Annotated in this window: 23 protein-coding genes; 9 read left to right on the top strand and 14 right to left on the bottom strand. The window is 74.4% G+C overall.

The annotated features are described in order from the left end of the window. Positions 1 to 511: 511 nt before the first annotated feature. From fabF to fasR, 5 genes are all read right to left on the bottom strand, one after another. Entirely contained in the window at positions 512 to 1,774 is a 1,263-nt protein-coding gene (gene fabF, locus ACWDVG_RS00255) for a beta-ketoacyl-ACP synthase II (protein ID WP_451694638.1), read from the bottom strand. Between the two features lie 79 nt (positions 1,775 to 1,853). Further along, complete coding sequence (locus ACWDVG_RS00250) at positions 1,854 to 2,120, bottom strand: acyl carrier protein (RefSeq protein ID WP_451694636.1); 267 nt, start codon at positions 2,118 to 2,120, stop codon at positions 1,854 to 1,856. Positions 2,121 to 2,179: 59 nt separating this feature from the next. Continuing rightward, entirely contained in the window at positions 2,180 to 3,211 is a 1,032-nt protein-coding gene (locus ACWDVG_RS00245) for a beta-ketoacyl-ACP synthase 3 (RefSeq protein WP_451694634.1), read from the bottom strand. Between the two features lie 19 nt (positions 3,212 to 3,230). After that, on the bottom strand, positions 3,231 to 4,148 hold the full coding sequence (locus ACWDVG_RS00240) for an ACP S-malonyltransferase (RefSeq protein ID WP_451694632.1): 918 nt from the start codon (positions 4,146 to 4,148) through the stop codon (positions 3,231 to 3,233). An 89-nt stretch (positions 4,149 to 4,237) separates the two neighbouring features. Next, entirely contained in the window at positions 4,238 to 5,419 is a 1,182-nt protein-coding gene (gene fasR, locus ACWDVG_RS00235) for a fatty acid biosynthesis transcriptional regulator FasR (RefSeq protein ID WP_451694630.1), read from the bottom strand. An 84-nt stretch (positions 5,420 to 5,503) separates the two neighbouring features. On the opposite strand from fasR, the gene ACWDVG_RS00230 reads away from it, so the two are divergent. Then, positions 5,504 to 6,154 carry a pirin family protein gene (locus tag ACWDVG_RS00230; RefSeq protein ID WP_451695090.1) on the top strand — a complete coding sequence of 217 codons (651 nt, stop codon included), beginning with the start codon at positions 5,504 to 5,506 and terminating at the stop codon, positions 6,152 to 6,154. Positions 6,155 to 6,200: 46 nt separating this feature from the next. On the opposite strand, the gene ACWDVG_RS00225 is transcribed toward ACWDVG_RS00230, so the two are convergent. Further along, positions 6,201 to 7,388: an Ig-like domain-containing protein gene (locus tag ACWDVG_RS00225; protein WP_451694628.1), complete on the bottom strand. Its 1,188-nt coding sequence runs from the start codon at positions 7,386 to 7,388 to the stop codon at positions 6,201 to 6,203. A gap of 211 nt (positions 7,389 to 7,599) precedes the next feature. On the opposite strand from ACWDVG_RS00225, the gene ACWDVG_RS00220 reads away from it, so the two are divergent. The 5 genes from ACWDVG_RS00220 (at position 7,600) to ACWDVG_RS00200 (ending at position 13,522) form a co-directional block, all read left to right on the top strand. Further along, complete coding sequence (locus ACWDVG_RS00220) at positions 7,600 to 8,790, top strand: lipid II:glycine glycyltransferase FemX (protein WP_451694627.1); 1,191 nt, start codon at positions 7,600 to 7,602, stop codon at positions 8,788 to 8,790. Continuing rightward, a complete protein-coding gene (gene murJ, locus ACWDVG_RS00215; RefSeq protein WP_451694625.1) occupies positions 8,787 to 10,544 on the top strand; it encodes a murein biosynthesis integral membrane protein MurJ in 1,758 nt (585 codons plus the stop codon). The genes ACWDVG_RS00220 and murJ overlap by 4 nt, the downstream gene beginning before the upstream one ends. 55 nt (positions 10,545 to 10,599) lie before the next feature. Beyond that, positions 10,600 to 11,283, top strand: a complete 684-nt coding sequence (locus ACWDVG_RS00210; RefSeq protein ID WP_451694623.1) for a response regulator — start codon at positions 10,600 to 10,602, stop codon at positions 11,281 to 11,283. A gap of 200 nt (positions 11,284 to 11,483) precedes the next feature. After that, complete coding sequence (locus tag ACWDVG_RS00205) at positions 11,484 to 12,890, top strand: ATP-binding protein (protein ID WP_451695088.1); 1,407 nt, start codon at positions 11,484 to 11,486, stop codon at positions 12,888 to 12,890. Further along, positions 12,887 to 13,522: a hypothetical protein gene (locus tag ACWDVG_RS00200; RefSeq protein WP_451694622.1), complete on the top strand. Its 636-nt coding sequence runs from the start codon at positions 12,887 to 12,889 to the stop codon at positions 13,520 to 13,522. Before ACWDVG_RS00205 ends, ACWDVG_RS00200 begins: the two co-directional genes overlap by 4 nt. Before the next feature lie 107 nt (positions 13,523 to 13,629). On the opposite strand, the gene ACWDVG_RS00195 is transcribed toward ACWDVG_RS00200, so the two are convergent. Then, on the bottom strand, positions 13,630 to 14,466 hold the full coding sequence (locus tag ACWDVG_RS00195) for a serine hydrolase domain-containing protein (RefSeq protein ID WP_451694620.1): 837 nt from the start codon (positions 14,464 to 14,466) through the stop codon (positions 13,630 to 13,632). Positions 14,467 to 14,527: 61 nt separating this feature from the next. Between ACWDVG_RS00195 and ACWDVG_RS00190 the strand changes: the two genes are divergently transcribed. Both ACWDVG_RS00190 and ACWDVG_RS00185 read left to right on the top strand, forming a co-directional pair. Next, positions 14,528 to 14,950, top strand: a complete 423-nt coding sequence (locus ACWDVG_RS00190) for a MerR family transcriptional regulator (RefSeq protein ID WP_451694618.1) — start codon at positions 14,528 to 14,530, stop codon at positions 14,948 to 14,950. Beyond that, complete coding sequence (locus ACWDVG_RS00185) at positions 14,947 to 15,966, top strand: aldo/keto reductase (protein ID WP_451694616.1); 1,020 nt, start codon at positions 14,947 to 14,949, stop codon at positions 15,964 to 15,966. Before ACWDVG_RS00190 ends, ACWDVG_RS00185 begins: the two co-directional genes overlap by 4 nt. Positions 15,967 to 16,054: 88 nt before the next feature. Here ACWDVG_RS00185 and ACWDVG_RS00180 read toward each other — a convergent pair whose 3' ends face one another. From ACWDVG_RS00180 to ACWDVG_RS00150, 7 genes are all read right to left on the bottom strand, one after another. Further along, positions 16,055 to 17,251, bottom strand: a complete 1,197-nt coding sequence (locus tag ACWDVG_RS00180; protein WP_451694614.1) for an acyltransferase family protein — start codon at positions 17,249 to 17,251, stop codon at positions 16,055 to 16,057. Next, positions 17,248 to 18,228 carry an alpha/beta hydrolase gene (locus ACWDVG_RS00175; RefSeq protein WP_451694613.1) on the bottom strand — a complete coding sequence of 327 codons (981 nt, stop codon included), beginning with the start codon at positions 18,226 to 18,228 and terminating at the stop codon, positions 17,248 to 17,250. The genes ACWDVG_RS00180 and ACWDVG_RS00175 overlap by 4 nt, the downstream gene beginning before the upstream one ends. Positions 18,229 to 18,453: 225 nt before the next feature. Further along, positions 18,454 to 19,137, bottom strand: a complete 684-nt coding sequence (locus ACWDVG_RS00170; protein ID WP_451694610.1) for a response regulator — start codon at positions 19,135 to 19,137, stop codon at positions 18,454 to 18,456. A gap of 8 nt (positions 19,138 to 19,145) precedes the next feature. Then, positions 19,146 to 20,453, bottom strand: a complete 1,308-nt coding sequence (locus ACWDVG_RS00165) for a sensor histidine kinase (RefSeq protein ID WP_451694608.1) — start codon at positions 20,451 to 20,453, stop codon at positions 19,146 to 19,148. A gap of 260 nt (positions 20,454 to 20,713) precedes the next feature. Beyond that, positions 20,714 to 21,604: a DUF4429 domain-containing protein gene (locus tag ACWDVG_RS00160; protein ID WP_451694606.1), complete on the bottom strand. Its 891-nt coding sequence runs from the start codon at positions 21,602 to 21,604 to the stop codon at positions 20,714 to 20,716. Positions 21,605 to 21,690: 86 nt separating this feature from the next. After that, entirely contained in the window at positions 21,691 to 22,905 is a 1,215-nt protein-coding gene (locus ACWDVG_RS00155) for an alpha/beta hydrolase (protein WP_451694605.1), read from the bottom strand. 110 nt (positions 22,906 to 23,015) lie between these two features. Then, the gene (locus ACWDVG_RS00150; protein WP_451694603.1) at positions 23,016 to 23,699 is read right to left on the bottom strand and encodes a TetR family transcriptional regulator; all 684 of its coding nucleotides are present in this window, start codon (positions 23,697 to 23,699) and stop codon (positions 23,016 to 23,018) included. Positions 23,700 to 23,815: 116 nt separating this feature from the next. On the opposite strand from ACWDVG_RS00150, the gene ACWDVG_RS00145 reads away from it, so the two are divergent. Next, a complete protein-coding gene (locus ACWDVG_RS00145; RefSeq protein ID WP_451694601.1) occupies positions 23,816 to 25,438 on the top strand; it encodes an MFS transporter in 1,623 nt (540 codons plus the stop codon). The last annotated feature ends 77 nt before the right edge of the window (positions 25,439 to 25,515 follow it).

Raw genomic sequence — 25,515 nt, 5'->3', positions numbered from 1 at the left:
CGTCGCGACGGGAAACGCCGGGGCCCGCCCCCGTGAGGGAGCGGGCCCCGGTGCGTTCGGGTGGCGTCAGACCGTGCGGAAGGCCGGGACCACGTTGTGGCCGCCGAAGCCAAAACTGTTGACCTCTTCCTCGTGCGTCCCTCGCACCGCTGCGCGGGCTTCGGGACGCTGTGCCGGACTCCGTCCGGCCGGCGTGGCCGAGGCCCCCGTGTGCTGGTAGCGGGCGTCGCGACGGGAAACGCCGGGGCCCGCCCGCGTGGTGGGAGCGGGCCTCGGTGCGTTCGGGTGGCGTCAGACCGTGCGGAAGGCCGGGACCACGTTGTGGCCGCCGAAGCCGAAACTGTTGACCTCTTCTTCGTGCGTCCCTCGCACCGCTGCGCGGCCTTCGCCCTGCGCTGACCCCGGGGAACCGCCACGAAACGGCCCCCCGTGTGCTGGTGGCGGGCGTCGCGACGGGAAACGCCGGGGCCCGCCCCCGTGAGGGAGCGGGCCCCGGTGTGTTCGGGTGGCGTCAGACCGTGCGGAACGCCAGGACCACGTTGTGGCCGCCGAAGCCAAAACTGTTGTTGATCGCGGCGATCGTGCCCTGCGGGAGCTCGCGGGGCTCGTCGCGGACGATGTCGGCGTCGACCTCCGGGTCCAGCTGGTCGACGTTGATCGTCGGCGGGGCGAGGCGGTGGTGGAGCGCCAGGACCGTCGCGACGGTCTCGATGCCGCCGGCGCCGCCGAGGAGGTGACCGGTCATCGACTTCGTCGCGGAGACGGCGACGTGGTCCAGGTCGTCGCCCAGGACCTTACGCAGCGCCTTGATCTCGGCGACGTCACCCTGCGGGGTCGACGTGGCGTGGGCGTTGAGGTGGACGACCTCGGAGGGCTTCAGGTCCGTCGCGTCCAGCAGGTTCTGCAGCGCGGTGGCGATGCCCCGGCCGGTCGGCTCGGGCTGCGCGATGTGGTGGCTGTCGGCCGACAGGCCCTGGCCGAGCACCTCGCAGTAGACGCGGGCGCCGCGGGCCTTCGCGTGCTCCTCGGACTCCAGGATCACGACGCCGGCGCCCTCGCCGAGCACGAAGCCGTCGCGCTCGGTGTCGTACGGACGCGAGGCCTTCAGGGGCTCGTCGTTGTTCTTCGACATCGCCATCATGTTGGCGAAGGCGGCGATCGGCAGCGGGTGGATCGCGGCCTCGGTGCCGCCGGCCACGACCACGTCGGCCCGGCCGGTGCGGATCATCTCGACGGCGTAGCCGATCGCCTCGGCGCCCGACGCGCACGCGGAGACGGGGGTGTGGACGCCCGCGCGGGCGTTCACCTCCAGACCCACGTTGGCGGAGGGGCTGTTGGGCATGAGCATGGGCACGGTGTGCGGGGAGACGCGGCGGACGCCCTTCTCCTTCAGCACGTCGTACTGGTCGAGCAGGGTGGTGACACCGCCGATGCCGGAGGCGATGACGGAGCCGAGGCGCTCGGGCGCGACGCTCCCGTCCTCGCCGGCGGGCGCGGTGTAGCCCGCGTCGGCCCACGCCTCGCGGGCCGCGATCAGCGCGAACTGCGCCGAGCGGTCCAGCTTGCGGGCGAGCGGGCGGGGCAGCACGTCGCCGGGGTCGACGGCGGCCGTCGCGGCGATCTGGACGGGCAGTTCGGCGAAGCGCTCGCCCTCCAGGGGCTTGACGCCGGAACGTCCCGCGATCAGACCTTCCCAGGTCGATGCGGAGTCGCCACCCAGCGGTGTCGTTGCGCCGATACCGGTGACGACCACGGTGCGATGGGTCGAGCTCACAGGAATTCGTTCTCCATGTGTGTGATGGTCGGGATACGGCGCCACCGCCGGGTGGCTGGCCGGGTCAACGAGGGCGGGGTCAGCCCTTGGAGATGCCGCCGTCCTGGTTCTTCAGGATGTAGTCGACAGCGTCGCCCACGGTCTTGAGGTTCTTGACGTCCTCGTCGGGGATCTTGACGTCGAAGCGCTCCTCGGCGGCGACGACGACCTCGACCATGGACAGCGAGTCGACGTCCAGGTCGTCGGTGAAGGACTTGTCCAGCTGGACGTCCTCGACCGGGATGCCGGCGATCTCGTTGACGATCTCGGCGAGGCCCTTGACGATCTCGTCCTGGGTGTGAGCCATAGTGGCGCTCCTTCTTGCGATTACTTCGGGTACGGGGGTTTTCGGAAAGATCCGAGTGCCTAGGGGAGGGTAACGACCGTCGCTGCGAAGACGAGACCCGCCCCGAAGCCGATGACGAGCGCGGTGTCGCCGCTCTTCGCCTGACCGGTCGCCAGGAGCCGCTCCATCGCGAGCGGGATCGAGGCGGCCGAGGTGTTGCCGGTGGTCTCAACGTCACGGGCGACCGTGACGTGCTCCGGCAGCTTGAGGGTCTTCACCATCGAGTCGATGATCCGCATGTTCGCCTGGTGCGGGATGAAGACGTCCAGGTCGTCCGGAGCGATGCCGGCGGCGTCCAGGGCCTGCTGGGCGACCTTGGCCATCTCGAAGACGGCCCAGCGGAAGACCGCCTGGCCCTCCTGGGTGATGGCCGGGAACTTGACCTCGCCGGCCTCGTTCAGCGGCAGCTTCGAGACGTCGCCGACGGTGAACTCGTTCCACGGCACGGTCTGCTTGATCGTCTCGGACTTGTCGCCCTCGGAACCCCAGACCGTGGGGCCGATGTGCGGCTCGTCGGACGGGCCGACGACCACGGCGCCCGCGCCGTCGCCGAACAGGAAGGCCGTGGCACGGTCCTCCAGGTCGGTCAGGTCGCTGAGCCGCTCGACGCCGATGACGAGAACGTACTCGGCCGAGCCCTCGACGATCATGCCCTTGGCGAGCGTCAGGCCGTAGCCGAAGCCCGCGCAGCCCGCGGAGATGTCGAACGCGGCCGGCTTGCCCGCGCCGATCTTGTCGGCGATCTCGGTGGCGACGGCCGGGGTCTGCTTGAAGTGCGAGACCGTCGACACCACGACCGCGCCGATCTGCTCCGGGGAGATCCCGGCGTCGGCGATGGCCTTGCCGGACGCCTCCACCGACATCGCGGTGACGGTCTCCTCCGGGGAGGCCCAGTGGCGCGTGGCGATGCCGGAGCGCGAGCGGATCCACTCGTCGGACGAGTCGATCTTCTCGAGGATCACCTCGTTCGGCACGACCCGGGTGGGGCGGTAGCCGCCGACACCCAGGATCCGTGCGTACGGGGCGCCCTTGCTGGGCTTGATCTTCGACATGCTTCTCGACACTCCTTGGTCAGACGGCCGCGTGCTCGGCGATGAGCGTACGGGCCGCGTCCAGGTCGTCGGGGGTCTTGAGGGCGACGGTGGCCACGCCCGGCAGGGCCCGCTTGGCGATTCCGGTCAGGGTGCCGCCGGGGCAGACCTCGACGAGCGCCGTGGCGCCCAGCTGCTGGAACGTTTCCATGCAGAGGTCCCAGCGGACCGGGTTGGCGACCTGGCCGACCAGGCGGTCGAGGACCTCGGCGCCGGTGGCGACGGTCCGGCCGTCCTTGTTGGAGACGTACGTCACGGTCGGGTCGGCCGGGGACAGCTCGGCGGCCGCCTGCCGCAGCTTCTCCACCGCGGGACCCATGTGGTGGGTGTGGAAGGCACCGGCGACCTTGAGCGGGACGACCCGGCGGACGCCCGCGGGCTTGTCCGCCTCCAGGGCGGCCAGCTGCTCCAGCGTGCCGGCGGCCACGATCTGGCCGGCGCCGTTCACGTTGGCCGGGGTCAGGCCGAGCTTCTCCAGGTGCGGGACGGTCACCTCGGGGTCGCCGCCGAGCAGCGCCGACATGCCGGTCGCGGTGATCGCGGCGGCCTCGGCCATCGCCAGACCCCGGGTGCGTACGAGACGCAGGGCGGCGGTGTCGTCGAGGACGCCCGCGAAGGCGGCCGCGGTGATCTCGCCGACGCTGTGTCCGGCGACCGCGCCGGGGGCGACGTCACCGAGGGCGGCGGCGGACAGCAGGCCGGCCGCGACGAGCAGCGGCTGGGCCACGGCGGTGTCGCGGATCTCGTCCGCGTCCGCCTTCGTGCCGTAGTGGGCGAGGTCGAGCCCGATGGCGTCGGACCAGGCCGCGACGCGGTCGGCGGCACCGGGGAGTTCGAGCCAGGGAGTCAGGAAGCCGGGCGTCTGGGCGCCTTGGCCGGGAGCGACGAGTACGAGCACCCTCACACTCTCTCTTGGGGACGGCTCCGAACGCCCGTGAGGACAGGGACGAAGAACCGTCGGGGGAATTGTTGGTGTTCGACAAAAGTCTAGGACTGCGGATCCGCGTCGGCCAAGCGCCCGAGGATCAGCGCGATCCTCAGCGTGAAGGCGGATCGGACGTCGGAGGGTGACCAGCCGGTGACGTCGGTCACACGTCGGAGCCGGTAGCGCACGGTGTTCGGGTGGACGAAGAGCATGCGTGCGGCGCCCTCCAGGCTGCTGGCCTGCTCCAGATAGACACTCAGAGTTTCGAGGAGCGCCGAGCCGGCTTCCTCCAGCGGTCTGTAGATCTCCTCCACCAGCTGCTCGCGCGCCGAGGGATCCGAGGCGATCGCCCGCTCCGGAAGGAGATCGTCCGCCAGAACGGGGCGCGGAGCGTCCTGCCACGCCGAGCATGCCTTGAGTCCCGCGGCCGCGGCCTGCGCGGAGCGGGTCGCCGCCAGCAGGTCGGGCACCACGGGCCCGGCCACCACGGGACCCGCCGCGTAGGGCCCGATCAGGGCCTTCGCCACAGCGAGCGGGTTGTCGTTGCCGCCGGCGATGACCACGAGCCGGTCGCCGAGGACGCCCGTCAGGACCTGGAGCTTGGCGTGCCGGGCGGCCCTGCGGATCGCCTCCACGGTCAGTTCGCTGTCGCCGTCCGGGGCGGTGCCGAGGACCACGCAGACGTGCTCGGGGGAGTTCCAGCCGAGCGCCGCGGCCCGCGAGACGGCGCCCTCGTCGGCCTCGCCGGACAGCACCGCGTTCACGACGAGCGACTCCAGGCGGGCGTCCCAGGCGCCCCGGGCCTCGGCGGCCTGGGCGTACACCTGGGCGGTGGCGAAGGCGATCTCCCGGGCGTAGACGAGGAGTGCCTCGCGGAGCACCGAGGCGTCGCCGGGCGCGGCGACCTCGTCGATCGCCGCCTCCATGACCTCGATGGTGGTGCGGACCATCTCCACGGTCTGCCGGAGCGTGATCGCCCGGGTCAGCTCGCGCGGGGCCGTGCCGAAGACGTCCGTCGAGATCGCCTGGGGCGTCTCGGGGTGCCGGAACCACTCCGTGAACGCGGCGATGCCGGCCTGGGCGACCAGACCGATCCACGACCGGTTCTCGGGCGGCATCGCCCGGTACCACGGCAGCGTCTCGTCCATGCGGGCAATGGCGTTGGCGGCGAGCCGCCCGGAGGACTGTTCGAGGCGCTTCAGGGTCGCGGTGTGCGGGTGAGGGGCGTTCGTGGGTTCAGGCACGGGGACAAGACTGCCTTATCGGGACGCCGGCGTGCGGGGTCGGGGCGGCTTCCCGCCGGAAGGCTGGATACCGTTGCCGACGTGATGACGATCCAGCGCGCCGGGGAGCGGTACCCCGGGGGCGACCCGGAGAACGGGATCGAGACCCGGCACTCCTTCTCCTTCGGGTCCCACTACGACCCCGGCAACCTCCGCTTCGGCGCCCTCCTCGCCGTCAACGAGGAGCGGCTCGCTCCGGGAGCAGGCTTCGACGAGCACCCGCACAGCCACACCGAGATCGTCACCTGGGTCGTCGAGGGCGAGCTTACCCACCGGGACTCGGCCGGCCACGAGACCGTCGTCCGCGCCGGAGACCTCCAGCACCTCTCCTCGGCGGCCGGCGTCCGCCACGTCGAACGCAACGACGGCCCGGACCCCCTCGTCTTCGTCCAGATGTGGCTGGCCCCGCGCGAAGCGGGCGGCACCCCGTCGTACGAGCTGGTCCGTGCCCTTCCCGGCCGGTACGACCTGCCGGCGGCGGGAGCCGTCCTCCACGTCCACCGCCCGCGGGCCGGTGAGCGCACCGCGCTGCCGGACGCCGACGCCCTGTACGTCCACGTCGTACGGGGCGGGGTGCGCGTCGGCGACGAGGAGCTGGCGCCCGGGGACGCGGCGCGGATCACCGCTCCCACGGGCCTCGCACTGCTCGCCACGGCGGACGCCGAGGCCCTGGTCTGGGAGCTGCGCGCCCCCTAGCGGGTGTCTGGTCGACGCGGGTCTCCCCGGGGCCGGTGGCCGTCCTTCAGTGGAGGGCGCTCTTGGCCCTCCACTGCTCCCAGCTCAGGTTCCACGCCCCGTACCCGTTGCCCTCCGCCACCGTGCCCTTCGTGTCGGTGCCCGTGATCTCGAACGGGTCGCCGACCCGTACCGAGGCGTAGAAGGAGGCGGCGTCCGCGTCGCTCATGCCGATGCACCCCGAGCTGCGGTTCGCCCGCCCGAAGTGGGCCGCGTTCCAGGGCGCCGCGTGCGCGTACATACCCGACCACGTCAGCCGCATCGAGTAGTCGACCATCTTGTCGTAGGCGTCGCCGAGCCCGACCGTCTCCGAGTTCATGTTGATCGTGCCCTCCTTCGCCATCAGGACGGCCGTGCCCCGCCAGGACCGCTTGTCGCCGCCGGGGGTGCCGCCGGAGACCGGGATCGTACGGACCGTCCGGCCGTCGCGGACGACGGACAGCCGCTTGCGGTCGAGGTCCACCCTGACGACCTGCGCGTCCCCGACCGTGAACCCGGTCCGGTAGTCCCGTACGAACCAGCCGTCCCCCGAGTCCGTGCCGTTCAGGTCGGCCTCCAGGGTCACCTTCGTGCCCGGCTTCCAGTACGCCCTGGGGCGCCAGTCGGCCCGGTCGCGGCCCGACCAGTCCTTCACCCACCCCCAGGAGCCCTCCGTGCCGTTGGAGGTGGTGACCTTCAGTTGCCGCTCGACGTCCGCCTTCCGCGTGACCGGCCGGTCGAAGACGACCGACAGCGGATGCCCGATGCCGACCGTGGTGTTCTTGCCCGGCGCGAGCGTCAGCTCGTTGACCCGCTCCGCCTCCGGGGTGCGGAAGGACGACCGGGTGGTCGACTCGCCGCCGCCGGCGGTACGGGCCGTCACCTCCACCGTGTACGCGGTGCCCGGCGCCGCCTTCCGGTCCGAGACCCAGCGCGTCCCGCCCGCCGCGGCCCGCCCCGCGAGCACGCCGCCGTCCCCGTCGGCCACCCGCACCGAGGCGATCGTGCCGCCCGAGGCCGTCACCGTCACCGGCCTGCCCGCCGCCGGGTCCACGACGGTCACCTTCGCGGGCGGCACCTTCGCCCCGGCGGAGCCCTCCGGCCCCGGACCCCCGCCCGCCGCGGGGCCGTCGGCCGCCCGCGCCGTACAGGCCGTGAGGGAGACGAGGGCCGCGACGGCCACGAGCGCGGGACGGGATGTGCGTATCGGCAGCACGGAAGACCTCCGCAACGAGGGGCGAGAACAGGGGGAACGCCCCGGACTCTAGGCCGCTCCGACCGCCTCGCGGGGCGCCCGGAGCCCATGTGACGGGCCCTGCAGAGGAACGGTCACCGTCCGGTCACACGCGCCGCGCGGACCGGTCGCATTCCGCTGTGAGCCTGCTGTGCGCCCCACGACCGAGGGGCGGAACCAGGAGGCTCCCGTTGTGTCTGCGCTGCTCGTGACGGCCGCACCCACCGAACGCCGCGCCCCGGCCGGCCCGCTCCGGCTCGGGCCCGTCACCCCCGACGCGTACCGCGCGTTCCTCGCCTCCCGCTCCACCGGCGCGGACGGCCCGAGCTTCCTCCAGCTTCCCTCCTGGGCCGACGTCAAGGACGGCTGGACCCACCAACTCGTCGGCTGGGGGCCCGAGTCGGGCCCGCTCACCGGCGTCGCCCTCGTCCTCCTGCGGCCCTTCCCCGGCACCCGCAAGTGCTTCGCCTACCTCCCCGAAGGGCCCGTCGCCGACTGGTCCGACCCCGACCTCGACGGCTGGCTCGACCCGCTCCTCGGACACCTCCGCTCGCTCGGCGCCTTCGCCGTCCGCATCGGCCCGTCGCCCGCCTACCGGCGCTGGACCGCCGCCACCGTCAAGGCCCGCACCGGACCCGGCCGCCGCCTCGCCGACGTCCTCGCCGACGAGGTGGACCCGCTCGGCACCGCCGTCGCCGAACGCCTCCGCGCCCGCGGCTGGCGGCGCTGCGGCGGCGACTCCGAGGACGGCGCCGACGCCCAGCCCCGGCACGTCTTCCAGGTCCCGCTCACCGGCCGCGGCACCGACGACCTGTGGTCCGGCCTCAACCAGGAGTGGCGCCGCAACGTCCGCAAGGCCCGCACGTCCGGCGTCGAGGTCGTCGTCGGCTCCGCCGCCGACCTGCCCGAGTTCTACCGGCTGCTGCGCGTCACCGAGGAGCGCGACGGCTTCCGGCTCGGCCGCTCCCTCGCCTACTACGAGCGCCAGTACGCCGTCCTCAACGCCGAGCACCCCGGCCGGATGAAGCTCTACCTGGCCCGCCACGAGGGCGAGGTCCTCGCCGCCCACACCATGATCACCGTCGGCGGCCGGGTCTGGTACCAGACCGGCGCCTCCGCCGACCACCGCCGCGAGGTCCGCCCCTCGAACGCGCTCCAGTGGCGGATGCTCCTCGACGCGCACGCGCTCGGCGCCGCCGTCTACGACATGCGCGGAGTACCCTCCACCCTCGACCCGGACGTCCGCGCCCACGGCCTCCTGCGCTGGAAGCTGGGCACCGGCGGCCAGGTCGTCGAGACGCTGGGGGAGTGGGAGACACCGATGCCGGGCACGACCAACCAGGCGCTGTACCGCGCCTTCCAGGCCTATCTGGCCCGCCGATGACCCAGCCCCCGAGCGCCGTACCGGGGCCGTTTCCCGTGCGGTCCGCACCGTCCGTACCCGTCCGCGCCGAAGCCCCGGCGGCCGCCGCGCCGTCCGCGCTGCGCAGCGGGGCCCTCATGGCGGTGGGCTCGCTCGTCTCCCGCACCACCGGCTTCGTCCGGGCCTCCGTCGTCGCCGCCGCGCTCGGGGCGGGGTTCGTCGCCGACGGCTACGCGGTCGGCAACTCCGTCCCCACGATCGTCTACATGCTGCTCCTCGGCGGCGCCCTCAACGCCGTCTTCGTACCGGAGCTGGTCAAGGCCGCGAAGGAGCACGAGGACGGCGGCGTCGCCTACACCGACCGGCTGCTCACCCTCTGCGCCCTCGCCCTCGCCGCCCTCACCGCGGCCGCCGTGCTCGCCGCGCCCGTCATCGTCGACACGTACACCGACTACACCGGCGCCCAGCGCGACACCACCGTCGCCTTCGCCCGCAGCTGTCTGCCGCAGATCCTCTTCCTCGGCCTGTTCACCCTGCTCGGGCAGGTGCTGGGCGCCCGCGGCCGGTTCGGCGCCATGACCTGGACGCCCGTCCTCAACAACGTCGTGGTCGTCGCCGTCTTCGCGCTCTTCCTGGTGGTGGCCGACGGCGGCGCCCTCACGCCGGGCGAGACCGCCCTCCTCGGCTGGGGCACGACCGCGGGCATCGCCGTCCAGGCCCTCGCTCTCGTGCCGTCCCTGCGGGCGGCCGGCTTCCGCTGGCGCCCCCGCTTCGACTGGCGCGGCAGCGGCCTCGCCGCCCCGCTGCGCTCGGCCGGCTGGCTGGTGCTGCTCGTCCTCACCAACCAGGCGGCGTACTGGGTGACCACCTGGGTCGCCACGACGGCCGGCGACCCGACCGGTCCGGGCGCCGACGCGGGGACCGGCGGCACCGGCCTCGCCGCGTACAACAACGCCTATCTGCTGTGGACCGTCCCGCACGGCATCGTGACCGTCTCCCTCGTCACCGCGCTGCTGCCCCGCATGAGCGCGGCCGCCGCCGACGGCGACCTCGCGGGCGTGCGCCGGGACGTCGCGCGGGCGCAGCGGACGAGCGCCGCCGCCGTCGTCCCCGCCGCGTGCGCCCTCTTCGCGCTGGCCGTGCCCCTGATGACCGTCGTCTTTGGGTACGGCAGGACCGGCGGCGCCGACGTCCGCGCCATGGCCTGGACGCTGATGGCCCTCGCGCCCGGCCTGGTCGCCCTCTCCGGCCAGTACGTGTGCACCCGCGCCTTCTACGCGCTGCGCGACACCCGCACCCCCTTCCTGCTCAACCTGGTGATCGCCGGCCTGAACGCGGGCCTCTCGCTCGCCGCCCACCTCTGGCTGCCGACCCGCTGGACCGTCGCCGGCATGGCCGCCGGGTACTCGCTGGCCCTGTGGGCGGGGTGGGCCCTCACCGGGTACGTGCTGCGCCGGCGGCTCCGCGGGCCCTCCGACCGCACCGGGCCCTCCGGCGCCATCGGCCCCTCCGACCGCACCCGCGGGGCGACCGGCCGGCTCCTGCTCGCCGCCGTGCCCGCCACTGGGTACGGACTCCTCGTCGCCGACACCGTCACCGGCGCGGTCACCGGCGCGGGCGCCACCGCGGGCGCGGTCGTCGCGGGCCTCGCGGGCGGCCTCGCCGTCCTCGCGGTCTTCGCGCTCCTCGCCCGCCCCCTCCGCCTCACCGAGGTCCAGGCCCTCCTGCGCACCCTCGCCCGGCCACGCCCCCGCTCCCGCGCGCGCCGCGCGTGAACCGACCGGCCCCCCGCCCTCGGGGCGCCCCGACCGACCTTGGGATACTCCACAGATGCCGCGCGTGCTCCTGATAGAAGACGATCCCTCCGTCCGCGAGGGCGTCGAGCTCGGGCTCCGGCGCCGCGGCCACGAGGTGCGCACCGCGCCCACCGGCGAGGCGGGGCTCGACGCCCTCGGCGAGTTCCGGCCCGACCTGCTCCTGCTCGACCTCATGCTGCCCGGCATGAACGGCGTGCAGGTCTGCCGCCGGGTCCGCGAGAGCAGCCAGCTGCCGATCATCATGCTGACGGCGCGCGGGGACGACTTCGACGTGGTCGTCGGCCTGGAGGCCGGGGCCGACGACTACATCGTCAAGCCCGCCCGTACGGAGGTCATCGAGGCCCGCATCCGGGCCGTCCTCCGCCGCATCGAGGAGCCCGGCTCCGGGCGGCCGGCCGTCGAGTTCCACGGGGGACTCGCCATCGACCGCGCCGGGCTCACCGTCGCCAAGAACGGCGAACGCCTCGCCCTCGCCCCCTCCGAGCTGAAGCTGCTGCTCCACCTCACCGCCGCCCCCGAGCAGGTCTTCAGCCGCCAGCAGCTCCTCGAACACGTCTGGGAGCACAGCTACCACGGCGACGCCCGGCTGGTCGACGCGTGCGTCCGCCGGCTGCGCAACAAGATCGAGGACACCCCCGGCGAACCCCGCTACATCCAAACCCTGCGCGGCTTCGGCTACCGCTTCGGACCCCTGTGAGGACCTCTCCCGCCCCCGAGGCGGAGAACGGGGCGGAGACCGGTACGAAGACCGGTACGGAGACCCGGAAGGGGACCGGAGCCGGAGCCGCAGCGAAGGCCGGGAAGGAGACCGGCACGGGGACCGGCACCGGGAACGCCACCCGCCCGGGGCGCCGCGCCCGCCCGCCCCGCCTGCGCCCCTTCGGCCTGCGCACCCGCATGGTCCTCGCCTTCCTCCTCGTCGCCGCCGTGGGCTGCGGCACCACCGCCGCCCTCACCTACCGCGCCGCTCGCAACGCGATCCTCGAACAGACCCAGAACACCGCCGTCTCCGCCTTCCACCAGCAGGTCGACGCCCTCAACATCACCCTGCCGCCCACCGCCGAGGAGCTGAGGGACCGGGCGCTCTTCATCGCCGGCCAGGGCAAGCCGCGCCCCTGGCGGGTCTACGCCGAGTACGGCTCCCTGCGGGCCTCCTCCACCGACCGGCCCACCTCCACCGTCCTCACCCCCGAGCTGCGGGCCCGCGCCCACGACCGCGGGGCCACCCCGCACGTCAGCTTCCAGCGGGTCGTCAGGAACGGCACCCCGTACCTGACCATGGCCGTCCCCGCCGTCTTCCGGACCGACGCCGTCGAGGGCACGGGCCAGCCCACCGGGCTCGTCCTCTACGCCGTGATGGACCTGAACGAGGAGGAGGCGAACATCGAGGCCCTCGTCGCGGCGGCCCGCGACGGAGCCCTGCCCGCCCTCGCCGTCGCCCTGATCCCGGCCCTCCTCGCCGCCCGCGGGGTGCTGCGCCCCGTGCGCGAACTGCGCCACGCCGCCCACAACATGGGACGCGGCAGGCTCGACACCCGCATCCACGCCAAGGGCAGCGACGAACTCTCCGACCTCGCCCGCACGTTCAACGAGTCCGCCGCCGCGCTGGAGCGTTCCGTCACCGAGCTCCGGCGCGCCGAGGCCCGCGCCCGCCGCTTCGCCTCGGACGTCTCCCACGAACTGCGCACCCCGCTCGCGGGCATGCTCGCCGTCACCGAGGTCCTCGACGAGGACGCCGACGCCGGGACCCTCGACAGCGACACCGCCCGCGCCGTCCGCCTGATCAGCTCCGAGACCGGCCGGCTCGCCGTGCTCGTCGAGGACCTGATGGAGATCTCCCGCTTCGACGCCCGCGCCGCCGAACTCCACACGGACGAGGTCGACGTCGCCGACTGCGTGCGCAAGACCCTCCAGAACCGGCACTGGACCGACCCGGCGCTCGTCGTGCCGCTCCTCGACGAGGGGATCAGGGCCCGCCTCGACCCGCGTCGCTTCGACGTCGTCGTCGCCAACCTCGTCGGCAACGCCCTGCGGCACGGCCGGCCCCCGGTGACGGTCCGGGTGTACGCCGACGGGGACCGGCTCGTGACGGAGGTGACCGACCGGGGGCCGGGCATCCACCCGGACGTCCTGCCGCACGTCTTCGACCGCTTCTACAAGGCCGACCCGGCCCGCACCCGCTCGGCGGGCAGCGGCCTCGGGCTCGCCATCACCCTGGAGAACGTCCACCTCCACGGCGGCACCGTCGAGGCCGCCAACCACCCGAGCGGCGGCGCCGTCTTCACCGTGAGGATGCCGCTGTGAACCGTCGCCGCGCCGCCGCGGCCCTCCCCGGCCTGCTGGCGGCGGCGGGCCTGCTGCCCCTCACCGCCTGCGGCATCCAGCAGAGCGACGTCGTCGAGGCGGGCGGCGCCCCCACGGTCGCGGTCGCGCCGATCCCCGAGAGCCGGATGATCCTGTACTTCCTGGGCCCGGACGGCCGGTCGATGCCGGTGGCCCGGGAGGTCGGGGTCGGGGTCGCCGACCCCACGCACCCTGGTGACGGCACGGGCGCCGCCCGGCTCCCGTACGACGGCTTCGGCACCGGCTACGAGATCAGGGCCGAGGACCTGCGGGGCACGCGCGTGGTCACCGACAAGGTGCTCGGCGCGCTGCTCCACGGCCCCGGCGACACCGAGGCCGCGGCGGGCCTGACCACCGCGCTCCCCGCCTCCCGCGGCCTCCTCCACGTCCAGGAGGAGAAACAGGGCGGCACGGAGGGGCGCCGGCTGTTCCGGGTGCGGGCACCGTTCCCGGTGACGGGCCTGCGCGAACCGGCCGTCCAGCAGCTCGTCTGCACGACCGCCTACGCGGAGGACCCGGCGGGCCGGGCCGAGGTCACCCTCACCGGCCCGGACGGCACCCTGCCCGCCGAGCGCTGCCGGGCCACGCCGTAGACCCGGCACTCCAGGGCCGTCGGCCCCGCGCGCTGAAGTCCGGCACTCCGGGGCCGTCGGCCCCGCGTGCTGAAGGCCCCGCGCTCCAGGGCCGTGGGCCCCGCGCCTCAGGCGCGCGAGCGCCCCAGGTCCGCGAGCACCGCGTCCGTGAACGGCGGCCACGCCTCGACCGCCCACGGCCCGAAGGCCCGGTCCGTCAGCGCCACGCACGCGGCCCGCGCGTCCGGGTCGATCCACAGGAACGTGCCCGACTGCCCGAAGTGCCCGAACGTCCGGGGGGAGGACGAGGCGCCCGTCCAGTGCGGGGACTTGGCGCCGCGGATCTCGAAGCCGAGCCCCCAGTCGTTCGGCCGCTGGTGCCCGTACCCGGGCAGGATCCCGGTCAGCCCCGGGTACGCCACGGTCATCGCGTCCAGGACCGTCCGGGCGTCGAGCAGCCGCGGCGCCTGGACCTCGGCGGCGAACCGCACGAGGTCGTCCACGGTCGACACCCCGTCCTTGGCGGGCGAGCCGTCGAGCGCCGTGTCCGCCATGCCGAGCGGTTCCAGGACCGCCTGGCGCAGGTAGTCGGCGAAGGGGATGTCCGTCGCCTTCGCCACGTGGTCGCCGAGCGCCTCGAAGCCGCTGTTGGAGTAGATACGGCGCGTGCCCGGCGCCGCCGTCACCCGGTCCTCGTCGAAGGCGAGCCCCGAGGTGTGGGCGAGGAGGTGGCGGACGGTCGCGCCCTCGGGCCCGGCCGGCTCGTCCAGGTCGACCGCCCCCTCCTCGTACGCGACGAGCACCGCGTACGCCACCAGGGGCTTCGTCACCGACGCGAGCGGGAACCGCCGTCCGGTGGGGCCGTGGGACCCGGCCAGGGTGCCGTCCGCGCGGACGACGGCCGCCGCCGCCGTGGGGACGGGCCAGTTCTCGATCGACGCCAGGCTCGGCAGACTGCTCTCCATGGGGCCGAGCCTACTGGGCGCCCTTGCTTCGAGTGCACTCCAACCTCTTAGCGTGGAACCCATGAGCGTGATCGCCGACACGAGCACGAGCGGTACCCGTCCCCGGGGCCGGACCCACTACAGCATCAGCGAGGTCGCCGAACTGACCGGACTGACCGCGCACACCCTGCGCTGGTACGAGCGGATCGGCCTCATGCCGCACGTCGACCGCTCCCACACCGGGCAGCGCCGCTTCACCGAGCACGACCTGAGCTGGCTCGCCTTCGTGGGCAAGCTGCGTCTCACGGGCATGCCGGTCGCCGACATGGTCCGCTACGCCGAACTCGTACGGGCCGGCGACCACACCCGCGAGGAGCGGCGCGCCCTCCTGGAGGCCACGCGGCGGGACGTCGCCGCCCGCATCGGCGAGCTCCAGGACACGCTCGCCGTCCTCGACATCAAGATCAGCCACTACGGCACCGCATGCGGAGGAACACCCACATGACCAGCAGGATCGACACCGTACGGCTCGGCGGCCAGGACGGACCCGAGATCGGCGTCCAGGGCTTCGGCGCCATGGGCATCAGCGAGTTCTACGGCGACACCGACGAGGCCGCCGCCCGCGACACCCTCGACGCGGCCCTGGAGGCCGGCGTCACACTGATCGACACCGCCGACATCTACGGCAACGGCGCCAACGAGGAGTTCCTCGCCCCGTTCGTCGCCGCCCACCGCGACGAGATCACCCTCGCCACCAAGTTCGCCATCGAGCGGCGCGCCGACGACCCGTCCCACCGGGCCGTCCGCAACGACCCCGCGTACATCAGGCGGGCCGCCGAGAACAGCCTGCGCCGCCTCGGCGTCGACACCATCGACCTCTACTACATGCACCGCCGCGACCCCGGGGTGCCGCTCGCCGAGTCCGTCGGCGCCATGGCCGAACTCGTCCGCGAGGGCAAGGTCCGCCACCTCGGCCTGAGCGAGGTCACCGGACCCGAGCTGCGCGAGGCGCACGCGGTGCACCCCATCGCCGCCCTCCAGTCGGAGTGGTCCCTCTTCTCGCGGGACGTGGAGCGCAGCGCGGTCGGCGCCGCCGCCGAACTCGGCGTGACCTTCGTGCCGTACTCGCCGCTCGGACGCGGCTTCCTCACGGGGGCGTTCGCGGACGCGGGCAAGGACCTGTCGGAGGCGGACTTCCGGCGCTTCCAGCCCCGCTTCACCGGCGAGAACGCCGAGCGGAACGCCGCCCTCCTCGACCCGGTGCGGAAGATCGCCGCCGCGCACGGGGCGACCCCGGCGCAGATCGCCCTCGCCTGGGTGCAGCAGCGGGCCGCCGTGCACGGCCTGACGGTCGTCCCGATCCCGGGCACCCGCAAGCGCGCCCGCCTGCTGGAGAACGCGGCCGCCACCCGGATCACCCTCACCGGCGCCGAACTGGCCGCGCTGGAGCCGATCGCGGGCCTGGTGGCGGGCGACCGCTACCCGGACATGCGGTTCACCTCGGTCTCACGCGAGGTCTGAGCGGTCCCGCCCGCTCGCGCGCGGGGCTCAGGCCTCGCGCGGGGGCCCACGGCAGTCGCCTCGCGGCAGTCGCCTCCCGGCAGTCGCCTCACGCCAGGCCCAGGGCGAAGACCGCGAACCCCGCCGCGAGCAGGCCCGCCAGGGTGCGGCGGGCCGGGCCCGTCCGCGCCCACGGGGACTCGAAGCCCCGCGCGTACCGGCCGATGAGCACCAGCAGTCCGGCGAAGACCGGCAGCCAGGCCAGCCGGGCCAGGATCCAGCCGGCCGAGTCGGGCGCGCCGACCAGCCCGGCGACCTCACCGGCGTACGCGGCGGGGATCGCGGCGGCGAGCATCGCCGTCTGGTGCCAGCACAGGATCGTCATCGCGGACAGGTTGACCACCACGACCGGGGCCCACAGCGCGGGGCGCCGCAGGAGCCGGCCGAGCCGCTCGCGGAGCAGGATCGCGGCGCCGCTCTGCGCGGCCGCGAGGGCGAGCACGAGCAGCGACGGCGGGTGCGAGTTGGTGCGGGCCTCGCCGGGGACGCCGACCATCGACGCCGGGTAGCCGAAGGCCAGGAGCAGGGCGGCGAAGAGCGCGGCGCCACCGAGGAGCAGCCCCCAGGCGTGGCGCCGGGTGACCCGGCCCTCGCCCCAGGAGACGCCCAGCTGATAGGCGAAGAGCCAACCCGGCAGGATGTTCAGCAGGCTCAGCCAGGACGGTACGGCGTCGGCGTACGGCCCGTAGCGCAGCAGGTCGACGACGGCGACGGAGCCGAGCAGCGGCGCGGCCGCCCACACCCCCGCGCGGCGGGCGGCCCGCACGCACAGCGGGGTGAGGGCGGTGACCACCGTGTACACGCCGACGAACCACAGTGGCTGGATCACCAGCGTCGACGCGGTCCGCAGGGAGTCGACGGGCACCCCGAACCCGTGGTGCAGCAGCGGGACGAGCGCCGCCCACACGGCGGTGACGCCGAGGACCGGGCGGCCGAGCCGGGCGAGCCGCCCGCCCAGCCACGCGCGCGTGGAGCCGGTGCGGCGCCGGTAGGAGAGGACCGAGGCGAAGCCGCCGACCAGGAAGAAGATCCCCAGCATCTGGAGGACCCAGCTGACCGGGGCGAGCCCCGCGAAGGCGGACAGCGGGCTGGCGTTGTGGATCGCCCCGTCGGCGGAGCGGGTGAACCCGCCGAGCAGCCAGTGCCCGGTCGGCACGGCGAGCAGGGCGACGGCGCGCAGTCCGTCGACGGCGCGGTCGCGGTGGGCGGGGGTGCCCGCCTCGATCCTCCGGACCAGGGCCCTCATCGCACGTCCCCCTCGGCGATGCGGGCGAAGGCCCGGAGGGAGGAGGTGCCGGGCGCGAAGTAGCCGCCGTGGCCCCGGCCGTCGCCGGCCGGGACGGGGCGGGCCCCGAAGGCCGGGTCGGTGGGGTCGGGGCCGTGGCCGAGGCCGCCGACCGAGACGTTCGGCACCCGGTCGATCCAGTCGGCGGGGTCCTTCGCGGCCCAGACGCGGGCGGAGGTGCCGAGGCCGGCGACGTTCTCCGCGCGCATCCCGGGGGAGCCGAGGACGACGAGGTCCGCGGCCTCCAGCTCGTGCGCGGCGAGGCCGCAGACCACCGAGCCGTAGCTGTGGCAGAAGACGGCGGGCTCGGCGGCGCCGACGGCGGCGAGCCCGTCCGCGAACCGGGCCAGCCGGTCCGCCCCCGCCTCCGCGAGCCGTCCGGTGGCCGCGTCCAGGCCCACCCCGACCGGGGTGGTGTACCCGGCCCAGGCGATCACCGCCGTACGGCCCCCGGTCGCCCGGTGCAGCGCGGCCGCCATGTCCGCGAGCGGCCCGATCCGGCCCGCGTCGACGTCCGAGCCGGGCACGATCACGGCCACGTGCGCCGCCCGCGCCACGTCCCCGTACGCGAGGACCACCTGCCCCCGGCCGCGCGGATCGTGGGCCAGGACCCGCGCCCCCGGATAACGCCCCGGCACGGTGCGGGCGTTGGCCTCGTACCGCAGCTCCAGGGGCGCCCCGTCGAGGTTCCCGACGACCGTCGGGTACGTGCGGGCCAGCTCCCGCTGCCGTACGGGAGGGAGCCCCGCGAAGTACCGCGCGATCCCGGCCGCCCCCACCCGCTCCGGGTCGGGCAGCCCCGCACCCCGCCACGCCTCGATCCCGACGGGCCCACCGGTCACCGGCACCTGCGCGTCCCCGGACGCCCACCCGGCCGTCCCGGCGACCACGGCGACCACCAGGGCGGCCGTCGTCAGACCCCGCCGAATCCTCGTCAAGCGGCGCATCGGCCCGCCCTCCCTCACTCGCGTCGCGTCGTTCGCGTCGTTGGCGAGAGGAAGGTAGGAAGCGGACGGCTGACGCCACGTCACACCGGGGAGCCAACTCCGGACCGGTACCGGGGTAGGGGGTGGCGGACCCGAAAACCCCCCGCGGACCCGGGGGACAACCCCCGGGGGACAACCCTCGGGGACAACCCGGAAGGGAGCACCCGGCGGGCGGTGCTACCTCGGCTCACCCGGCGTGACCAGGCCCGACTCGTACGCGAAGACCACCGCCTGGGCCCGGTCGCGGAGGTCCAGCTTGGCGAGAACCCGACCGATGTGGGTCTTCACCGTCTGCTCCGCGAGGACCAGGTGGTCCGCGATCTCCTGGTTGGACAGGCCCCGGGCGATCAGCTCCAGGACCTCCGTCTCGCGCGGGGTGAGGCCGTTCAGGCGCAGCGCGGTGGTGTCGCGGCGCGGCGCGGGGCGGGAGGCGGCGAAGTCGGCGATCAGCCGGCGGGTCACGGAGGGCGCGAGCAGGGCGTCGCCCGCCGCCACCACCCGTACGGCGGCGATGAGGTCGGCCGGCGGCGCGTCCTTCAGGAGGAAGCCGGAGGCGCCCGCGCGCAGCGCCTCGTACACGTAGTCGTCGATGTCGAAGGTGGTCAGCATCAGCACCTTGGGCCGGTGCACCACCCCGGCCGGCGGGTGCAGGATCGCGCGCGCGGCGGCCAGGCCGTCCATCTCCGGCATCCGCACGTCCATCAGCACCACGTCCGGGTGGGCCGAGCGGGCCACCTCGACGCCCTGCCGGCCGTCCGGCGCCTCGCCCACCACGTCGATGTCCGGCTGGGCGGCGAGCAGCGCGGCGAACCCCGCCCGCACCATGGCCTGGTCGTCGACGATGATCACGCGAATGGTCACGGGCGTCCTCAGCTGTCGGGCGTACGCAGCGGCAGCCGGGCCGCGACCCGGAAGCCGCCGTCCGGCAGCGGCCCGGTGTCCAGCGAGCCGCCCGTCAACCGTACGCGCTCCCGCATCCCGACCAGCCCGTGCCCGGTGCCCGAGCCGCTCTCCAGCGGAGAAGTGCGCTCCTCGGCGGGCCCGTTGACGACCAGGACGGTCAGCCGGCCGTTCCCGTCGCCGCGCACGGAGACCCGGGTCGGCGCGCCCGGCGCGTGCCGGACCACGTTGGCGAGGGCCTCCTGCACGATCCGGTACGCCGACAGGTCCACCGCCTGCGGTACGTCACCGAGGTCGGCGGAGAGCGTCAACTCGACCGGGACCCCGGCCCGTACCGTCGCCTCCACCAGCTGCTGGAGCCGGTCGAGCCCCGGCTGCGGGGCGCGCTCGCCCTCGCCGCCGTCGCTGCGCAGCACCGAAAGCAGCCGCCGCATCTCGGCCAGCGACTCCCGCGCGCTCGCCGCGAGGGAGGTGAACTCCTCGCGGGCCGCCTCCGGCAGCTCCGGAATCCGGTACGGCGCCGAGTCCGCCTGCACGGTGATCACCGACATGTGGTGGGCGACGACGTCGTGCAGCTCGCGCGCGATCCGGGCGCGCTCCTCCAGGAGCGTGCGCCGGGCCCGTTCGGCCTCGCTGATGGTCTCCTGCTCGGCGAGGCGCCGCTGGGCGTCGAGGCGGGCCCGGACGGCGGAGGTGAGCAGGAGCAGGACGCCGCTCAGGACGACCACGAGGGTGTGGACGTTGGTGGCCCCGGCGGGCCGGAGCGGGTCGAGCGCGTAGCCGGCGACGACCGTGGCCAGCCACACCCCGAACAGCGCGCGACGGGACTCGCGCAGACCGAGCGCGAGCATCAGGGCGCAGTACCCGACGACGGCCGGCGGCGTCCAGGGCCACAGCCGGGCCTGGTCGCCGTCCCAGCCGAGGAGGACGAACGCGCCGAGGACGTTGCCCGCGAAGACCAGCCACCAGGCCTGGAGGGGCCGTGAGACGGCCAGCAGGAGCGGGGCGGTCTGCAGGGTTCCGACGGCACCGGCGAGGGCGGCGCCCACGCCGTAGTCCTGGACGAGGAGGTGGACGGTGGTGGGCAGCAGGGAGCTGACGAGCGCGATCCCGACGGCGTACGGCAGCAGCCGCACCCAGCGCTTCGACCCCTCGGCGAGCAGCGGCGTCCCGGGCGCGGCGGGCGTGGTCAACGCCACCCCGAGCCCGCGCACCGCCTCGCGCACGCGCTCGCCGCCCCTGCGTATGAGCGGCTCTCGCCGCGCTTCGTTCCCCATGACCTCCCCAGCGTAGGCACCGCCCCCGACCCCGCACGTCATACCGGGGAGCGGTCCGGCGCGTGATACCGGGGTATGACGGGCGGCGGGGGCGGCCCGGGCGGCGGCCGCTCGGGCGCCCGGACCGGAGGGGCCGCTCGGCCGCACGGGCCGCACGGGCCGCATGGGCGCCGCCGCGCGGAGGCCTGCGGCCAGGCCTCGGCCCCACGAGGGGCCCGGAGCCGCGGCGCCGCAGGGCGCCCGCACCCGGCCCCCCCGCGTCAGAGCTCCGCCAGGAGTTCCGCCTTCTTCGCCGTGAATTCCTCGTCCGTCACCAGCCCCGCCCGGTGCAGTTCGCCCAGGTGCCGAATCCTTTCAGCTACGGCGCCGGGGTCCAGCGAGGCATTGCCGCGGCCCGCCGTGGAGGCCGTCACCGCGACCGGGGTGCGGTCGCCGCTGCCGCGGATCGCCGCGAGGACGGCCGCGGCGAACGGCAGCGACTCGTGGACCGGGCCGTACCCGAGGCCGAAGACGACGGAGGCCGGGTCGTGGTCCGGCTGGGCCGCCCGCGGCTCCCCGCCGCGCGGCACCAGCCGCAGGTACCCGTCGAGCACGTCGGGCGAGCGCCACTCGACCCCGCCGAGCTCCCGTACCGGGAACGTCTGGTCGCCCGCCTTCCACTTCGTCGAGGAGGCCGCCGTCGAGAACCAGCGGAACGACACCTCGCCGCGCCCGTCGAAGGTCGCCTTGCCGTCGTACGCCTTGAAGGACCGCGGCCCCTCCGGCGGCGCCACGAGGAAGCCCTCGGCCGGCTCCCGCGCGTCGGGCGCGAGGAGCGCCCGCAGCTCGTCCCGGTAGTACTCGGCGAGCGTCTCGCGGTCCGCCGGCAGCACCAGCCGGTACGGGTCGCAGCTCTCCTTGAGCTGCCCCGCGGCCGCCTCCATCAGCGGATCGGCGCCCGGCCGCGGCACGGCGTGCAGCACGACGGTGCCCCGCCTGCCGGGCGTCAGCGTCACGGACGCCAGGGCCCGGTGCGGCACGCGTCGCTCGCGCAGTGCCTGGAAGAGCCTCGGCGTGCGGATGATCCCCCGATCGAAGCGGATGACGAGGGCGTCGCTCTCGAACTCCCAGGCGGCATGAATTCCGGCCAGCACATCACCCATGCGCCTCATCGTATGCGGCGCCCGCGCCCGCGTCGCCCCTCCGAAAGGTCCGGAAATTCTGCGATCTACGCGCGTCCGGGCCTTTCCCGCACCGGTCAGCGGCCGTCCGGCCCGAAGATTCCGTCGTGGCAAGCGCTGTCGGCATGTGCGCAGACCAGGCGGTCGTAGGCTCCCGTCCCTATCGCCGCGAAGTTGCCGAGGCTCTCCGTCCCCGGCTCGAAATAGCCGCTGTGACCCGCCGCCCCGCCCGCCGAGAGCAGCCGCGCCCCGAACTCCGGCTCGACCGGGTCGGCGCCGTGGCCGACCCCGCCGACCGCCACGTACGGCACGTCCGCGATCCAGTCCTCCGCGTCCCGCATCGCCCAGATCCGGGCCCGGGTGCCGAGGTCCGCCGCCCGCTCCACCCGCATCCCGGGGCTGCCCGCGACCGCCAGGTCGGCCACCCGGGAGGGCAGCCGGTGCGCGGCGAGGCCGCACAGCACGGAGCCGTAGCTGTGGCAGAAGAGCGCCACCGGGGCGGTCCCGGGGAGCGCGTCGACGAGCCCGACGAGCCGCTCGGCCCCGTGCGCGGCGAGCCGGCCGGTGACCGCGTCGACGCCGACCCCGGCGGGCGCGGTGTAGTCGGCCCAGGCGATGACGGCGACCCGGGTGCCGGGCGCGGCGCGGCGCTCGGCGTCGTACAGCGCCGCGGCCATGCCGGCGGGGGCCCCGTACCGGTTGTGGGTCTTCTGGAAGGTGAGGAGGTTCGTGTCGACGCCGGGCACGACCACGGACACCCGCTCGGCCCGTTCCAGGTCCCCGAGGACCTCGGCCGCGCGGCCCCGGCCGGTCGGGTCGAAGGCGAGGATCCTGCGGCCGGGGCGCAGGAGGGAGGCGAAGCGGTGCACGCGCCGGAGCGCCTCGTGGCGCCCGTCGGCGGTGAGCCGGGCGTCGTCGACCCGGCTCCGCTCGGCGTCGAGCGCGCGACCGAGGGAGATGCGGTTGGCGCGGTAGCGCAGGGCGAGGGGGGCACCGTTGAGGTTGCCGACGACCAGCGGGTGCCGCTCGGCGAGCCGCTCGGATCCGGCCGGTCCGAGCCGGGCGAAGAACGCGGCGACGGTACCGGCGGCGGCGCCGTACGGGCTCGGCGGCGGGCGGTGGTCGATCCGCTCCCGGGCCCAGGCGGCGAGCGCGGCCTCGCGGGAGAGGCCGGGGGCGGGCTGGTGCCGGATCGTCGTCCACCCGGTGGTCGCGAGGAGCACGAGGGCGACGGCCAGCACGATCAGGGTGCGGGCGACGGCGAGGGCGGGCGGGACGTCGGCTGAGGTCACGGGCCGCCACCCTACGGGGTGCGGGTGGCCGGATCCTACGGGTCGCCGGGCGGCGGAGCGGCGTCCGCGCCGGCGGTCACCCCGCCGCGTACCCCGGGCTCGGTGGCGTCCTACGGTTTCGTGGCGTCGTGCGGTTTCTTGGCGTCGTACGGCTTGGTGGCGTCCCGCCAGTGCCGGGCGAGGGCCGGGTTGAGGTGGTCGAGGTACCGCTCGGTGAGCGCCCGGATCGCGGCCAGACTCTGGTCGCCGCCGCGCCCCCACATCTGGCCCGTGACCCTCATCACGCCGCTGAACGCGGCCACCGCGATCCGGGGACGCGGGTCCGCGTCCACGTCGAGGCCCTCGCGGTCGGCGATCAGGCGCGCGATGGCGTCCTCCATCTCGGTGGAGCGCCGCAGATGGGCGGCGAGCAGCGCGGGCGTCGACTCGATCATCCGGTAGGTGCGCAGGTGCAGCTCGACGGGGATGATCTCGGCGATCGCCTCGCCGAGGTCGTCCCAGGAGCCGAGGACGGCGTTCCGCATCGCGTCGAAGGGGCCCTCCTCGGGGGGCCGCAGGGCGAGCGTCCGGACGAACCGCTCCTCCACCATCTGCTGCACGGCGAAGGCGACCTCCTCCTTGGAGGAGAAGTAGCGGAAGAAGGTGCGCTGGGAGACCTCGACGGCGTCGACGATCTCGTCGACGGTCGTCCGCTCGTATCCCTGGCTCGTGAAGAGCTCCAGGGCCTCCCGGATCAACGCGTCGCGGGTGCGCTGCTTCTTCCGCTCGCGGAGACCGGGTGCGGGCGGGGTCACGTTCGGGGCCTCTTTTCGGGGGTTTCGTCCAGCTCAGCGTACCTGTGAGCTACGTGACAGTTACCGACGCGTGAATCGCTTTGTCAATTGTCAGTGACTGTCACTAGCCTCCTTCCATGACTAGTCAGACCACCGTGGACAAGACCCCGCAGGGTCAGGGGGGTGCCCGGGAACCCGTGCCGGGCCCGGCGAAGGGCCTGCGCGGCCACCCCTGGCTGACCCTGTTCGCCGTTGCCGTCGGCGTGATGATGGTCGCGCTCGACGGCACGATCGTCGCCATCGCCAACCCCGCCATCCAGGCCGACCTCGGCGCCTCCCTGGACCAGCTCCAGTGGATCACCAACGGCTATCTGCTCGCGCTCGCCGTCGCCCTGATCACCGCGGGCAAGCTCGGTGACCGCTTCGGCCACCGGCAGACCTTCCTCATAGGCATCGCGGGCTTCGCCGCCGCCTCGGGCGCGATCGGCCTCTCCGAGTCCATCGGGGCCGTGATCGCCTTCCGCGTCCTCCAGGGCCTCTTCGGGGCGCTGCTGATGCCGGCCGCGCTCGGCCTGCTCCGCGCCACCTTCCCCGCCGAGAAGCTGAACATGGCCATCGGCATCTGGGGCATGGTCATCGGCGCCTCGACCGCCGGCGGCCCGATCCTCGGCGGCTTCCTCGTCGAGCACGTCAGCTGGCAGTCCGTCTTCTTCATCAACGTGCCCGTCGGCGTCCTCGCGCTCGTCCTCGGCCTGGTCATCCTCAACGACCACCGCGCCGAGAACGCGCCGCGCTCCTTCGACGTCCTCGGCATCGTGCTGCTCTCCGGCGCCATGGGCTCGCTCGTATGGAGCCTCATCAAGGCCGGTGCCGACTGGGGCTGGGCCAGCGGTTACACCTGGGGCTGCCTGATCGGCGCGCTGTTCCTCTTCGCGGTCTTCGCCTTCTGGGAGACCAAGGTCAAGGAGCCGCTGATCCCGCTGGCGATGTTCCGCTCGGTGCCGCTGTCGGCCGGTGTGGTGCTGATGGTCCTGATGGCCTTCGCCTTCATGGGCGGCCTCTTCTTCGTGACGTTCTACCTGCAGGGCGTGAAGGGGCAGGGCCCGATCGACGCCGGCATGCACCTGCTCCCGCTGACCGCGATGATGATCGTCTCCTCGCCGCTGGCGGGCGCCCTGATCACCCGGTTCGGCCCGCGCGTGCCGCTGGTCGGCGGCATGGTCTGCACGGCCGTCGCGATGTTCGGCATGATCACCCTCTCGGCCGGTACGAGCACGCTCGCGATGTCCCTCTGGTTCGCGCTCCTCGGCCTGGGCCTCGCCCCGGTCATGGTCGGCGCCACCGAGGTCATCGTCGGCAACGCGCCGCTGGAGCTCTCCGGCGTCGCCGGCGGTCTGCAGCAGGCCGCCATGCAGGTCGGCGGCGCGCTCGGCACGGCGGTGCTCGGCGCCGTCATGTCCTCCAAGGTCGCGGGCTCCTTCGAGGAGAACTGGCAGGCCGCCGGCATCCCGGTGCCGCCGAACCCGGCCCTGGAGGAGGCCGCCGAGTTCGGCATGGTCCCGCCGGGCATCGCGCAGGCGCCCGGCATGACGCCCGAGGTCTTCGCCAAGATCGGCGGGGTCATCCACGACACCTTCCTGGAGGGCATGGGTCTGGCCTTCACCGTCGCGGGCGTCGTCGCGGTGGTCGCGGCCCTGGTGGCCACGCTGACCAAGCGCGGCGAGAACGCGGAGGCGGGCGCGGGCGCGGCCCACATCTGACGCCCCCGTGTCGGCGCTTCGGCGGCCCTCTCGGGATCTTCGGATCCGAGGGGGCCGCCGTGTCGTATCACCCGTTC

The organism is Streptomyces sp. NPDC003327, from assembly GCF_053589515.1.
Note: the sequence above shows the minus strand (reverse complement) of the source record. Positions and strands in the feature narration are given on the sequence as shown.

What these genes read in the sequence shown, in the direction of transcription:
- ACWDVG_RS00195 (WP_451694620.1), bottom strand. Translation starts at nt 14,466, where the DNA reads ATGGAGAGCAGTCTGCCGAGCCTGGCGTCGATCGAGAACTGGCCCGTC.
- ACWDVG_RS00165 (WP_451694608.1), bottom strand. Translation starts at nt 20,453, where the DNA reads ATGGGGAACGAAGCGCGGCGAGAGCCGCTCATACGCAGGGGCGGCGAG.
- ACWDVG_RS00245 (WP_451694634.1), bottom strand. Translation starts at nt 3,211, where the DNA reads ATGTCGAAGATCAAGCCCAGCAAGGGCGCCCCGTACGCACGGATCCTG.
- ACWDVG_RS00145 (WP_451694601.1), top strand. Translation starts at nt 23,816, where the DNA reads ATGACTAGTCAGACCACCGTGGACAAGACCCCGCAGGGTCAGGGGGGT.
- ACWDVG_RS00230 (WP_451695090.1), top strand. Translation starts at nt 5,504, where the DNA reads ATGACGATCCAGCGCGCCGGGGAGCGGTACCCCGGGGGCGACCCGGAG.
- murJ (WP_451694625.1), top strand. Translation starts at nt 8,787, where the DNA reads ATGACCCAGCCCCCGAGCGCCGTACCGGGGCCGTTTCCCGTGCGGTCC.
- ACWDVG_RS00190 (WP_451694618.1), top strand. Translation starts at nt 14,528, where the DNA reads ATGAGCGTGATCGCCGACACGAGCACGAGCGGTACCCGTCCCCGGGGC.
- ACWDVG_RS00185 (WP_451694616.1), top strand. Translation starts at nt 14,947, where the DNA reads ATGACCAGCAGGATCGACACCGTACGGCTCGGCGGCCAGGACGGACCC.
- ACWDVG_RS00160 (WP_451694606.1), bottom strand. Translation starts at nt 21,604, where the DNA reads ATGAGGCGCATGGGTGATGTGCTGGCCGGAATTCATGCCGCCTGGGAG.
- ACWDVG_RS00205 (WP_451695088.1), top strand. Translation starts at nt 11,484, where the DNA reads ATGGTCCTCGCCTTCCTCCTCGTCGCCGCCGTGGGCTGCGGCACCACC.
- ACWDVG_RS00180 (WP_451694614.1), bottom strand. Translation starts at nt 17,251, where the DNA reads ATGAGGGCCCTGGTCCGGAGGATCGAGGCGGGCACCCCCGCCCACCGC.
- ACWDVG_RS00250 (WP_451694636.1), bottom strand. Translation starts at nt 2,120, where the DNA reads ATGGCTCACACCCAGGACGAGATCGTCAAGGGCCTCGCCGAGATCGTC.
- ACWDVG_RS00210 (WP_451694623.1), top strand. Translation starts at nt 10,600, where the DNA reads ATGCCGCGCGTGCTCCTGATAGAAGACGATCCCTCCGTCCGCGAGGGC.